Source organism: Kribbella sp. NPDC049584 (assembly GCF_040675555.1).
Lineage (GTDB): Bacteria > Actinomycetota > Actinomycetes > Propionibacteriales > Kribbellaceae > Kribbella.
Genome location: NZ_JBFAPF010000004.1, coordinates 478340 through 491395 on the forward strand (window position 1 = coordinate 478340; position 13056 = coordinate 491395).

The following is a 13056-nucleotide window of genomic DNA, read 5'->3' on the forward strand; positions in this document are numbered from 1 at the left end:
AAGATCCGGCAGATGAAGGTGCGTTTGGCCTATGGGGAGTCCGGTCTGGTCGTGGAGGCAGACTCTGCGCGTACGACCGTGGTGGAACCGGTCCATCACGAAGCCGCCGCGGATCCGTACGCCGTGCTGCGCCGCGCGTTGCGTGAGCCTGTGGCCGGACCACCGTTGCGGGAGCGTGTCCAGCGTGGCCAGACCGTGGCGATCTCGGCCTGCGACGGAACTCGGCCGCAGCCGCGGCACTTGATGATCCCGGCCGTCCTTGCCGAGCTCGACGGCTTGGTCGACCTGGCTGACGTGATCGTGCTGGTCGCCACCGGAACGCATCGCGGCAACAGCGACGCCGAACTTCGCCAGATGTTCGGGGACGAGGTCGTCGACTCCGTGCGGATCGTCAATCACGACGGACGCGATCAGGATCAGTTGGCGTGGCTGGGAGTCCACGGCGACGGCGTACCCGTCTGGTTGAACCGCCAGTGGGTCGATGCGGATGTCAGGATCACCACCGGCTTCGTCGAGCCGCACTTCTTCGCCGGCTTCTCGGGTGGGCCGAAGCTGGTCGCGCCGGGTCTGGCGGGTCTCGACACTGTTCTGGTGCTGCATGACGCCGCCCGGATCGGAAGTCCGAGAGCGACGTGGGGGGTGACTCAGGGCAACCCGGTGCACGACGACGTCCGGGCGATTGCCGAGGCCACTGGTGTCACGTTCGCCTTGGACGTCGTGCTCAATCGCGACAAGGACATCGTTGCGGCGTTCGGCGGTGATCTGCCGGCGATGCATGCCGCGGCCTGTGCCACGGCCAAGCGAATCGCCATGCAGCCGGTGGATGCGCCGTTCGACGTGGTGGTCACCACGAACTCGGGATTTCCCCTTGATCAGAACCTCTATCAGTCCGTGAAGGGAATGTCGGCCGCCCACCAGATCGTTCGCCCCGGCGGCACGATCATCTGCGCGGCCGAATGCCGCGACGGCTTCCCCGATCACGGGGACTACCGCTCGGTCCTGGTCTCGGCCGACTCGCCCCAGGCGCTTCTTGATCAGATCGGACGGAGCGCCGAAACCGCTCCCGACCAATGGCAGGTGCAGATCCAGGCCCGGATCCAGGCCACGAGCCGCGTCGTCATGCACACCGGCTTCCTCACCGACGCCGAACTGCGGACCGCTCACCTGGAACAAACCGCCGACATCACCGCGACCATCGCCGAGTCCCTGGCCGCGGCGGGTCCGGATGCGCGCCTGTGCATCCTGCCCGAAGGTCCGCAGACGATCCCGTACATTGCCGGCCGCTGATCGGCCCTGAACGGGCGGTGCCGGTCGACCCCAGCTCCACCCTGGCTCCGCCGTACGCGCGACCGGTTGCGATGACGGTCGCGCGCACGGGGACGAGCCGGATCAGGCCCGCGTGAAGGCCCGGATCTCGATGCTGTACGGAGTAGTCGCCAGGACGCTGTCACGTGCGTCGAAGGTTGCCTCGGCGACGGTGACCTGCGGCGGTTGCCCGACCCTGTTCGTCGCGTCCAGGCTGGTGCCGGTGAGCCGCCACAAGCGGCCATTCGGCCGGGCCTGGAACCCGGCGAGGTCGACAGTGACGTTCTGGACGTCCGCGGTCGCGTTGACGGTTGCCACCGTCAACGTCCGGCCGTCTTCCGACAGCGCCGCCATCATGTCGACCGGGTACGTCGGACTGCCCGCGTTGACGCTTGGCTGATCGCCACCAGCCGGCCAGCCCGGCGTGGGCTGGGGCGAGTTACCGGTGATGGCCACCGGCGTCACGCCGAACCGCTCCCGGTAGAGCTTGAACAACACGCCTGCCCCGCTGTACGTCGAATCCGTCTTGTTGTACGACAGCCACGACGTACCCATCGTGTACGCCGCCATCGTGATGAAGTCGCTGGCCCGGAACATCTCGTGCAGCATCATCGCCAGGCCGAACAACTGCTTGAGACCGCTGGCCTTCTGGAACCCCCACTCGTCGATGCTGACCTTGATCTTGTTGGCCTGCAGTTCCGGGAAGTCCTTGGTGAACAGGTCCCAGTTCTCGTGCACCGACTTGATGTAGTTCGCGCCTCGGCGGCTCGAGTCGACGACAGACTCGGCCGGGCTGACATCGACGTACTTGCCCTGATCGAGGTCGAAGCGCTGCGTCGTTCCGTAGCAGTGCTCGGAGATGATGTCGAACTTGCCCGAGCTGCTCTTCAGCAGCCGGTAGTTCCAGTCCGTGGCGGATCCGTACGCGACGTTCACCGGAGTCGGCTGGACGATCTGGCGGGTGCTCGGATCGATGTAGTACGACAGGCGGTGAACCGTCATGCTGGCCGGGAACGCACCGACCGCGACGATGGCGATGTCCGGATCGACCTTCCGCATCGCGTCGGCGAAGAGATTGTGCTTGATCATGTAGTGCGCGGGCGTCATGTAGCCCAGTTGCCAGAAGCCGAACATCTCGTTGCCGACAGCCCAGTACTTCACGTTGTACGGCTTCGGGTGGCCGTTCTCGGCACGCCGCCGGCCCATCGGCGTATCGGCCGCTCCGTTGACGTACTCGACCATGAGCGCGGCCTCGCGAGCAGATCCCAAGCCGGTGTTGACGCAGGGATACGGTTCGGTGTCGAGCAGGTCGCACATGGCCAGGAACTCGTCGGTGCCGACATCGTTGGACTGCGCCTGATTGCGGTCGTAGTCGAACGTGGTCGCGCGCAGGTCCGGGTCGCCGATGGCGTTCTGCCAGTCGTGGCCGGAGACGAAGTTCCCGCCGGGGAAACGCCAGAAGCCGCCCATCCCGCGGAGCAGGTCGATGGTGTCCTTGCGGAAGCCCTTGACGTTGTCGGCCGGCATCAACGACGCGGCGCCGACCCGGAACTCGCCGGAGCCGGTGCCGGTGATCTGGAACGTGCCGGCGGTGGTCGCGGCGCGGCAGGTGAACCGCAGCGGGATCGTCGTCCAGCCCTTCTTCACCGCGAGGGTCACGCTCTGGCTCTGCCCCGGGCCGTCACCCCAGGCCAGCGTGGCGACGACGTGCGTACCCGGGTCTCCGGCGATCACCACCCGGCCGACGTACCCCTTGGCGGCGAGACCGAGACCCGTCTGCCCGATGCCACGCGACTCCGAGCGGCTGAGCGCGACCTTCGCCGATTGCTCGCCGACGTACGGCGTCGTCGTGTCCATGGTGATGGCAGTCGCCGTCCCGACGGGCCGCCATTTCTTCATCGAGGGGTTCTGCGTGTCCACGGGGTAGAAGAACTTGCGGTCCGACAGCACCTCCGACCACAGGCTGTCGTAGACGAGCGTGCCGATGTGTTCGATGAAGGCGCCGTACACGTACTTCTGGATCGGGTCGCTCGTCTTGGTGACGTCGATCCCGGCCTGGATGCCGGGGCTGTCGGCGTACGCCGCGACTGTGCCGGCCGTCGCGGACAGTCCGGTCGCCAGACCGGCTGCGACGGATGCCTGGATGACGGTGCGGCGCGAGATGCCGCTGCTTTCGGGAGAGATGCTGTCCATCTGGTTCTCGACTTCCCCTCGACGCGTGGTGTGGATGGCGAATCCGTGCAGGTACGGCGATGCCGTCGCGGCGTACACGAGGCACTGACACTCGCAGCGCGCGACAGAACGGCGGATGGGTCGGCGGGGCTGGCCCGCAAGAATGAATGAAAGTTTCTGAATCTTTCGTGTCGAACGCTAAATCGCGTTGTGGGGCTCGTCAAGAGTTCGAGGCCGCGGCCTTGGCTCCACCGACAGAGCTGGTCGTGAGTAAACTGTCGGCGGGAGCGCCGAAAATTTCTGCCGGGGAGTCATGATGGCCAGAACCGACCGCGTGAGGCTCACCGATATCGCTCGCGCGGCCGGTGTGTCGGCTCCGACCGTGTCGAAGGTGCTCAACGGCCGGGCAGAGGTCGCTCCGGAAACGCGCGACCGCGTCCAGGAAGTACTGCGGGCGCACAACTACCAGCGGCGTCCCAGCGGGAAGCAGCCCAAGGCGGGGCTGGTCGACCTGGTGATCAAGGAACTGGCGATCCCGTGGTCCGTCGAGATCATCCGGGGCGCGGAGGATGCCTGCCGGGAAGCCGGCATCGGCCTGGTCGTGTCCGCGGTGCACAGCGATCGGGTCGATGCTCAGCGGTGGCTGGACAACCTCGCCGGGCGACACTCGGACGGCGTTCTGCTCGCCGTCTCGAATCTGGACCGAGCCGAGCGGGAACGTCTCGACGCGCTGGGAGTCCCGCTCGTGCTGATCGACCCCATCGGAGATCCTGACGCAAATATTCCGTCGATCGGATCGACCAACTGGGCCGGCGGCCTGGCCGCGACCGAGCACCTCGTCGGCCTCGGGCACCGGCGGATCGCGATGATCGCCGGGCTGCCGAACTTGTTGTGCACCCAGGCCCGCCTCGGCGGGTACCGCGCCGCGCTGGAACGGGCCGGAATCACGCCCGAGCCCGAGCTGCTCCGTTTCGGCGACCACTTTCCGCCGAGCGGGCAAGCCGCGGCACTCGAGTTGCTGGACCTGGCCGACCCGCCGACCGCGATCTTCGCGGGAACCGACCTCCAGGCTTTCGGCGCCTACAAAGCCCTGCAGTCGCGCGGCGTACGCATCCCCGACGACATCAGCGTCGTGGGCTTCGACGACCTGGCCGCGTGCGACTGGGTGACCCCACCACTGACCACCGTCCAGCAACGCCTGGTGGACATGGCCCGCATGGCAGTACAAGTCATCATCGACGGCGGCACCGAACCCGGCGAACCCAGCCGCATCGAACTGGCCACCTCACTCACAATCCGCGAGAGCACAGCACCTCCACGCTGATCCGCGATGCCGCCGGTTGGTTATCCGAAGCTGACGCGCTCCAGGTAGTAGTCGAGCAGGCTCTTGTCGCCGTGCACTTCGATTCTGCTGTCGCGGCGCTTGTAGAGGTGTAGCAGCAACTCGGTGACCGGCCCTCGGGCGACGACCGCTGCCAGCTCGTCGCTGTGCCGCCAGCGGATCGCATCGCCGGTCAGATCGACCACCCAGGACCGCTCCGGAGCGGCGAACTTCAACGTCCGGCCGGGGCCGAGCAGCTCGCGCATCCAGGGATGCACCTCGAAGTGGAACGGGAGAGCGCCGAGCTCCATCCACTCGTCGATCCCGTCCGCCGCGACCTCGGGATCCAGCTCGTACTCGACTCCGAGAGCGAGCGCCGCGTCGGCGCGATGCATCACGGTCTCATACGCCATCCGTCGGGCGGTAAAACGTGTGGTCGGGTTTTCGATCGGCATCTTGATCGGTACGTCGGGGCCTGCGCTGCGGAGGGCATCTGCCAGCTCCAGCGCTCCGGCGACGACCCAGCCGGCGAGCTCGCGCAGTTCGGCGTCGGTGCAGTCGCCCGGTTCGGAGTACCAGTGCGTCGGGTCGCGGAACTCGTCGTACGGCGGTGCCTCACCGGTCCGCGCGACGACGGTTGCCTCGCGGTGCGCGCCGCCGACATGCCGGACGAGCTGCCCGACATTCCACCCGGGACACGACGGCACCGCCGTACCCAACTGCTCGCCCGGCCTACCAACCAGATGACCGGCCAGCAGCCCCGCCTGCTCGACAATCAACTCACAATGCCGCCCGAATTCCATCTACATCTCCTCCGCCTAGTCTCACCCCACAGTCGAAGCCACCCGCCCCACCTTGACATCACCCAGACTGACTACGGCGATCACGTGCCTCGTCGTGCGAGAATGAGTCGAATCGGTTCGATTAGGTGTTCGGCGACGGTCGGTTGGGGGCGTACTGCAATACTCCTGAGAGTTGGTGTCGGTGGTCGGCGTGGGGCGGCGATCGAGCGGTGGGCCTAGGCGGGTCGGGTCGATAGGAAGAGAAGCGTTTTGGCAACTATTGGTGACGTTGCGAGGGTGGCGGGAGTCTCCCGTAGCACGGTTTCCTATGCGCTCTCGGGGAAGCGGTCGATTTCGCCGGAGACTCGCCGCCGGGTGGACGACGCCATCAAGGAGTTGAAGTTCACCCCGAACGCCGGTGCACGATCCCTCCGGACAGCGCAGACCGGTGTGTTGGGGTTGCTGGTCCAGTTTCACGAGGACGAGTTCGCGCCGGCGATGCTGCAGTACATCCTGCCGATCACCGAGACTGCCCGCGCGCTCGGCTACGACATCTTGATGATGACGGAGAACGACGGAGCTGAAGCGCTCACGCGGGCCGCAGAGTCCGGAATGGTCGACGGCCTGATCCTCTTGGACGTTATCGATGGCGACCCGCGGGTCGACGCGCTGCGAGCCACCCATCAGCCAGGCGTCCTGGTCGGACTGCCTGGCGACACGCGCGGCTTGGACGTCGTGGACCTGGACTTCGCGGCCGCCGCACGCAATCTGGTCGACCACCTCTTCGACCTCGGACACCGCGACGTCGTGCTGGTATCACCTCCGCGGCATGTCTTCGACCGAGGCGGCACCTACTCCTGGCGGTTCCGTGACGCGGCCGTTCAGCGTGCGTCCGAGATCGGCTTGAGGTTGACCGCGCGCTACGGCGAGTCTCAACAGCCGGCAATCGACGCGAATCTCCACGAGATCCTCGACGAGAGCCCGGACGCTACCGGGCTGATCATGCACAACGATGCGTCGGTCGCCGCACTGCCGCGCTTGCTGAACGAACGAGGCGTGCGAGTACCCGACGATCTATCGGTCGTCAGCCTCTATTCTCGAGACTTCGCCCGGTGGTTCTCGTTGCCCTACACGGCGATCGAGTCGTCGCCCGGGCTCCTGGGGAAGGTCGCTATCACGCAGCTGACCGAGCGCATCGCCCACGGAGACGACGCCGGTCCGCACGGGACGCGGCTCGTGGCCGCCGAGATCGTCGATCGCGGCAGCACCCGCTAAGTCGCGGCGCCAGTCCGAAATCGCAAGGTTGCCAGGCTCTTGTTGCCCGGCTCGATTCGAGTTATGTTCGTCGAACTGTTCATCGAATCGATTCGACGGCGACAGAGCCGAGTCGTGACCGAGTCCCTCGCCCGGTCGTGATGGTCGGCTCGTCGTCGAGCACGCACACCCTGCGGAACTCCCTTGCCTGCGTGTGCCTGCGACGTCCGTCATCGAAAGAGGAGAACCATGTCACCCAGTCCAGGACACCTATCGAACGGAGTGCGCCGCGTCGGCACTGTCGCCGCGACGGCGCAGACCCGAAGACTGCGCCGTAGGAAGGGAATCGCAACCCTCGGCGCGCTTCTCATCGCGGCTGCACTCTTGGTCGGCGCCCAGAAGCCCGCATCGGCGGACGCCGCTGTCGAGGCCGCAAGCGCAAAGCAGCTGAGCGTCGACCTGTCCGCAAAGACGAAGCGGTCTGCGGGAGTCGGTCTCGGCATCCTCTACGGCGTCACGCAGGACGGATTACAGCCGTCCGACCAATTCATCGACCCCCTGAAGCTCAATGCGTTTCGCAGTGGCGGTTGGTATTCCGGCGGCTGGATCAAAGACCAGTTCACGTTCGGAGCGGCCACGCAGGCCAACATCGACGCGGTGATCGCCGAGGCGAAGCGGTTGCAGCAGCCGCCACGTCACAAGTTCGAGTACCAGGTCCTGCTGAGCGACGTGTTCGGTTCGACCGGCGGTGCGCCCGCGAGCACCCTGTGGCCGTGCACCAACGGAGACTGCAGCAACTGGATCAGCTTCATCGACGCGACCGTGACCCAACTGCAGGCATCCGATCAGGAGTTCACCTACGAGATCTGGAACGAGCCGGACCTCAGCATCTTCTGGAAGCCGGGAGTGAACACGGCGCAGTACTTCCAGATGTGGGACAGCGCCTATCGCGAGATCCGTCGCCTTGCCCCCGATGCGAAGATCGCCGGCCCTTCGTTCGCGTTCACCCCTGAGCGGCGTCCGGACGAATGGCAGACCTTCCTGGCCCATGCGAAGGCGGCCGGCACCGTCCCCGACGAGATCACCAATCACGACGAAGGGGACATCGACGACCCGGTGACGGTGGGCCAGTCGCTCGCCGACGCGCTGGATGCCAACGGAATCAGCCAGCGGCCGCTCTCGGCGAACGAGTACCAGCCGGCCGACCGGCAGACCGCCGGCGACACCGCCTGGTACGACGCCCGGCTCGCACAGTCGAACTACGCCAACGCCATGCGCGGCAACTGGATCTGCTGCACAATCCCGAACCTGACGGGGCTGCTCACCAAGACCCCGGCCGGCTGGGCCCCGAATGGCAACTGGTGGGCCATGCGAACCTACGCCGACCTGACCGGGACGCTCGTCTCCACCTCCGAACAAGTCGGGTCGACCGCGATCTCGGCGTCCGAGGACCCTGCGGAAAAACGAGCCGTCGCGCTGATCGGTGACATCCAGGGCGGGTACGTCGGACCGATGGCGGTGAACTTCACCGGCCTGTCCTCGACGCCGTGGCTGGTCCGCGACGGCCGTGTCCACGCCACCGTCTACCGAATCCCGGACCAGGGCCCGCTCTTCGCGCGCCAGGTCGTCTTCAGCCAGGACGTCGCAGTTGACGGCGACGCCGTCGCCGTACCCTTCGACTTCCAGTCGAAGCACGATGCGTACGGCGTCTACCTGTCCTCGGCCGAACCGCAGGAGGTCTCACTCGAGGCTCCGAGCGCAGTACAGGCCGGGAGTTCGTACACCGTCCCTGTCACCTTCACCAACGGCGGCGACCAGGTCGATCGCAAGGTCCAGACCGGTCTTGCCGTCTACACCGCGGCCGGCGAGCCAGCCCCGGGATTCAACATCACCTGTGGCGGTACCGACGCAGCGGCCTGCGCGAGCGTGCCGTCGCTCGGTGCCGGACAAAGCGTGGTTGCGCAGTACACGGTGACCACGTCCGCCGACCTTGCTAAAGGCAACTATCGGTTCACGGCCACGGCGGCCGCCAAGTCCGGCGGGCAGGACATCTCCGTGCAGAACTCCTCCGATGTGCTGCAGCAATGCGGGATCGGCGACGTCTGCGAGGCCGAGGACGGGACGCTCGCCGGTGGTGCATGCCTGGCTACTGACCATCCGGGGTACACGGGGTCCGGCTTCGCCGCCTGCTTCACGACACCCGGGGGGAGCGTGACGCAACGGATCATGACCCAGTCTGCGGGCACGTACACCCTCGACCTCCGCTACGCGGCCGGTCCCAACGGTCCGGCTGGAACCCGTAGCGCCTCGGTATCGGTCAACGGTGGAGCTTCTCAGCAGATCCCACTACCGCTCACCGGAAGCTGGAACACCTGGGGAGACGCAACCATCCCGGTGAATCTCCAGTCAGGCTCCAACACGATCGCCGTCCTCTACACCCCCACCGACGCCGGCTGGTTCAACCTCGACCACCTGGTAGTCACCCAGTAAAGATCGAAGCCATACGACGCCCACGGGCGGCTCCACGGGCCGGTTGCTAAGAGCAACCGAACTCGAGGAGCCGCCCGTGAGCGCGACCGGCGACATGTCCTAGCTCGGGCTGGCGCTTGCCGCGGTCGTGTCGATCACCTCAGACGTCCGGTACGTCTCCGGCGCCGTGCCCACCCGGACCAAGGACGACGTTCTCGCCCTTGTGCGTCTTGAACTCCAGCAGACCGTTCTCGGGGCGACGAGTGTCTCGACGACGACCCCAGGAAACCGTCCTTGACCAGCAGCTTGTACTTCGCGTCCCACGCCGGGAACACGCGGATCACGGGATCGCCGACTGGAGTCGGACTCAGGCTTTGGTGCAATGCATCCTGCAGCGCTGCCGCAAAGGTGCCGTAGCCTTCGGCCGAGTAGTAGTCCAGCTGGTTGAAAAGCAGGTTCGGGAAGACGCCGTAGGTGCTGAACACGCCGTACTGCGTGTTCAGGATGTTCACCATGTCATCCGCACGCCCGAGCTTGGCCGCGTCCACGTGGAAGCGCTCGAGCCGTTCCTGTCGATGACCTGGCCCTCGACCTGGTTCAGGTAGCCCGGCGAGTGGAGATACGTGTTGAGTGCGATCTCCCAATCGCCGTTGTCGAGACCCTGGGTCCAGCGTCTCCAGGTTCAGTACGTCGTACTCCTCGCCCACAGGGCGTCGGGATTCGATCTCAACCGGTACGCCGCGAGGTTGTCGCGGAGTCCTTCCATGCGGGCGACTCTACTGGTCAGCCCCGAGCAGTTCGGACGCCCTGACCACCGCGGCGAAGACGCCCCTGGCCATAGACAGACGGCGCCGATGCTCAGTTTCCCGTCGTACGACGACAGGTGCTGTTGCGTCGTGGTGTCGAAGACGGTGCCGGGTCCGAAGCCGATGTGGGTCCGGCGAGGGCGCCATATTCTCTGCCGTCATCTCGTGCTCCTCCGTGTCAGGAAGTTGTCTACCTGGGAGGAAGTGCCGACGGCTCAAACACAACCGCGGGCCTTCCACCCAGGGGTGGAAGGCCCGCGGTCGCTACTGGCTACGGTCAGCCGGCGAACTGCACTGAGTCGAACTGGTTGATTGCTGATTGGGTTGTGTTGTGGGAGGTGGAGAAGATGCCGCCGTCCTGTTGTGCTGCGGCCGAGGTGAGGGTTACCGGCGTGCCGATCGGGACGTAGTTCTGGCCATCGTAGGAGTACGAGGCGCTGTACGACGTGCCGGACCGGGCGAGTTTCACCCAGATGGGCCGGTAGATGTCGACGCTCGCACGCACCTCGGTGTCAAGGTAGCCGTCACCGTTGGAGTCGTACTCGAAGACGACTCCGTTCCGGGCGGTGACCGCGACGACCGCGTAGCCGGCCGAGGATCCGGCCTTGGTGATGTCGTTGCGGATCATGACGCCCGACTTGGCGTTCGAGTTGGAGTCGTTCACCGCCACGACCCGCGCGGAGACGCTGGTCGTCGCCTGGACCGAACCGGGGCGGTAGATCGCGGCGAACTGGTCGTCGTGCTGACCGCCGGCGCCCCAGACGTCCGCACCCGCAGCCGCGATGCCGAAGGCTCCGCCGTTCTGGCCGGTGTAGGAGTTGACGACAGAGCCGGTGGCGATCGCGTATCCGGGCGCGACGGGCGCAGCGACCGGGCAGCCGGTGAAGCCGAACTGGTTGGCGTTGAGCGACGTCCGGTACTGCGGGGCGACTCCGGCCGCGCAGATGACGTCGACTGCTCCCGCGGGCCAGTTGGTGCCGGTGATCTTGAGGTTGTTGATCAGCTGGTTGTTGTGCGCCGCCGCGTTCGGTGTGGAGGCGCCGCCGGAGTTGTACCAGTTGTTCTGGATCAGGTTGTCACTGGTGTTGTTCCGCAGGCTCGAGGCGTTCGTGAACACGAACGAACCGCCCTGGATCACGTTGTTCTCGTAGGTCATCGAGCGCGAGCCCTCGTCGAGGTACAGCCCGACACCGGAGATGTTGAACAGGTAGTTCTTGCTGACCACCGCGCCGGGGTTCGCCGACAGGTTGTAGACCGAGCCACCGTCGGCGAAGCGTGCCTTCGTGTTGTGCACGAGGTTGCCCTCGACCTGGGTGTCCTTGAGCGTGGTCGGCGTCGTGTACTTGGTGTTCCAGTTGTAGTAGCCGCGGTCGACGTAGTCGTTCGAGCCGCCCGCGTCGTTGATACCCCAGCCGTAGCCGGTGTCGATCCCGTCGTACGGGACGTTGGAGACCTCGTTGTGGAGGATCCGGGCGCCGGTGACGTAGGTGCTGAGGATGCCGCTGTTGTCCTTGTAGTCCACGCCGACCCGGTTGATCGTGTTGTTCTCGATCAGGATGTCCTGGTTGGTCATCCGCGGGTCGCTGGGGTGATGCGCGTCGGGCAGTACGCCGCCGACCGCGACGCCATGGCCGCTGTTCTCGACGAACTGGTTGCCGACGACATCGATGTTGCTCGCGCCGAGGCCGACTCCGGTCACGGTCGCGTTGGCGTCGTTCCCGATTCCCAGGGCCGACTGGCCGAGGTTCGTGAACGTGTTCCCGGTGAACGAGACGCGACTGGCAGCCGAGACCTGCACTGCGGCGGGCTCCTGATACCAGCTGGTGCGTGCGCGCTCGAACATCTCACAGCCGCGGGAGCAGCTGGTAAAGGCGTCCGCGGGCCGGTAGTCGTACGCGCCCTTGATGAACAGGCCGTTCTGCTGGTCGGCGTACCCGTCGACCGACGGGCCGAGCCACGACGTGCCGGAGAACTGGATGCCCTCGAAGGAGAGGCCGGTGACCGGGTTGTCGTAGGTCCCGCCGATGCTGATGAGCGACTGCAGCCTGGGCAGCTCGACGTCCAGCTGGTTCGGGTCCACGCCGTCGGCGGGCTTGTAGTAGACCTTGCCGCCGGTCGGGTCGATGTACCACTGACCGACCTGGGTGAGGAAGCTCAGCGAGTTGTCGAGGTACCAGCTCGGCCCCGCCAGGAAGGACCGCTGGACAGTGTCCCAGCCCCACGTGTTGTTGTCCCAGGCCGGCTGCGCCATCGTGATCTCGGTCGGGCTGATGCTCTGCACCGGCGAGTACCGGTTGGTGAAGTCTCCGAGCGACTCGAACTCGATCCGGCCCTGGTCGGGGAGCGTGGCGAGATAGCTCAGTGCCGGGTTCTTGATGGTCAGACCGGTCGCGGTCGGAGTGACGTCGGAGTTGGCGAGACGGATCGCGGCGCGCGGAGCGATCACGCCGTTCACGTACAGCTGGCGGCTGTCGAGGCCGCTGGGAGTGCTGGCTTCCCAGATGCCCGGGCCTGCCGCGGACTTGGTCCAGCCGGTGACCGCGGAGGCACCGGTGATGACGGGGTGGGCGCCGGGGGCGGCAGTCCAGTGCACGGTGTTGTCGCCGCCGCTGTCGTCGGCGTCGAACCGGAGCGGCTCCGTCAGCCGGTAGTTGCCATCGGCAAGTTGAACCGTCACGTCGCCGTGCTTCACGGACTTACGGACTGCCTGCTGCGCTCGTTCCAGCGTGCAGGGCTTCACCTGGCTGCAGTTCCCGGCGTCCTTGCCGTCCGGGGCCGCGTAGTACGTCGTCGCGGGGTCGGCCTGCGCACCCAGCGGGCTGAGCGCCGAGGCGATGACGGCGCCGGCGCCGAGCAGCGCCAGCAGGGCCGGTCGGCGTCCCCTGGGTTTGGTCATCGAGCGTCGCGATTCAGACCTCAATGTCATGTTCGATCGCTTCCTGTTCTA

General features: G+C 66.3%; 8 protein-coding genes. 4 read left to right on the top strand and 4 right to left on the bottom strand.

The window, feature by feature from the left end:
- Positions 1-12 precede the first annotated feature (12 nt).
- A complete protein-coding gene (gene larA, locus AB0J62_RS18530) occupies positions 13-1287 on the top strand; it encodes a nickel-dependent lactate racemase (protein ID WP_363871828.1) in 1275 nt (424 codons plus the stop codon).
- 102 nt (positions 1288-1389) lie between these two features.
- On the opposite strand, the gene AB0J62_RS18535 is transcribed toward larA, so the two are convergent.
- Positions 1390-3498, bottom strand: a complete 2109-nt coding sequence (locus AB0J62_RS18535) for a hypothetical protein (protein ID WP_363871831.1) — start codon at positions 3496-3498, stop codon at positions 1390-1392.
- Positions 3499-3793: 295 nt separating this feature from the next.
- Here AB0J62_RS18535 and AB0J62_RS18540 point away from each other — a divergent pair, with 295 nt between their 5' ends.
- Positions 3794-4801 carry a LacI family DNA-binding transcriptional regulator gene (locus AB0J62_RS18540; protein WP_363871834.1) on the top strand — a complete coding sequence of 336 codons (1008 nt, stop codon included), beginning with the start codon at positions 3794-3796 and terminating at the stop codon, positions 4799-4801.
- Between the two features lie 20 nt (positions 4802-4821).
- On the opposite strand, the gene AB0J62_RS18545 is transcribed toward AB0J62_RS18540, so the two are convergent.
- A complete protein-coding gene (locus AB0J62_RS18545) occupies positions 4822-5601 on the bottom strand; it encodes a maleylpyruvate isomerase family mycothiol-dependent enzyme (protein ID WP_363871837.1) in 780 nt (259 codons plus the stop codon).
- Positions 5602-5850: 249 nt separating this feature from the next.
- On the opposite strand from AB0J62_RS18545, the gene AB0J62_RS18550 reads away from it, so the two are divergent.
- Together AB0J62_RS18550 and AB0J62_RS18555 are read left to right on the top strand one after the other, a co-directional pair.
- A complete protein-coding gene (locus AB0J62_RS18550; protein WP_363871840.1) occupies positions 5851-6855 on the top strand; it encodes a LacI family DNA-binding transcriptional regulator in 1005 nt (334 codons plus the stop codon).
- A 228-nt stretch (positions 6856-7083) separates the two neighbouring features.
- Positions 7084-9324 carry a CBM35 domain-containing protein gene (locus AB0J62_RS18555; RefSeq protein ID WP_363871843.1) on the top strand — a complete coding sequence of 747 codons (2241 nt, stop codon included), beginning with the start codon at positions 7084-7086 and terminating at the stop codon, positions 9322-9324.
- Positions 9325-9458: 134 nt separating this feature from the next.
- Here AB0J62_RS18555 and AB0J62_RS18560 read toward each other — a convergent pair whose 3' ends face one another.
- The gene (locus AB0J62_RS18560; RefSeq protein WP_363871846.1) at positions 9459-9851 is read right to left on the bottom strand and encodes a hypothetical protein; all 393 of its coding nucleotides are present in this window, start codon (positions 9849-9851) and stop codon (positions 9459-9461) included.
- 535 nt (positions 9852-10386) lie between these two features.
- Complete coding sequence (locus AB0J62_RS18565) at positions 10387-13005, bottom strand: right-handed parallel beta-helix repeat-containing protein (protein ID WP_363871849.1); 2619 nt, start codon at positions 13003-13005, stop codon at positions 10387-10389.
- Positions 13006-13056: the final 51 nt, after the last annotated feature.

Bases quoted from the DNA above. Each gene is read 5' to 3' on its own strand.
- larA (WP_363871828.1), top strand. From the start codon at position 13: ATGAAGGTGCGTTTGGCCTATGGGGAGTCCGGTCTGGTCGTGGAGGCA.
- AB0J62_RS18535 (WP_363871831.1), bottom strand. From the start codon at position 3,498: ATGGACAGCATCTCTCCCGAAAGCAGCGGCATCTCGCGCCGCACCGTC.
- AB0J62_RS18540 (WP_363871834.1), top strand. From the start codon at position 3,794: ATGGCCAGAACCGACCGCGTGAGGCTCACCGATATCGCTCGCGCGGCC.
- AB0J62_RS18545 (WP_363871837.1), bottom strand. From the start codon at position 5,601: ATGGAATTCGGGCGGCATTGTGAGTTGATTGTCGAGCAGGCGGGGCTG.
- AB0J62_RS18555 (WP_363871843.1), top strand. From the start codon at position 7,084: ATGTCACCCAGTCCAGGACACCTATCGAACGGAGTGCGCCGCGTCGGC.
- AB0J62_RS18565 (WP_363871849.1), bottom strand. From the start codon at position 13,005: ATGACCAAACCCAGGGGACGCCGACCGGCCCTGCTGGCGCTGCTCGGC.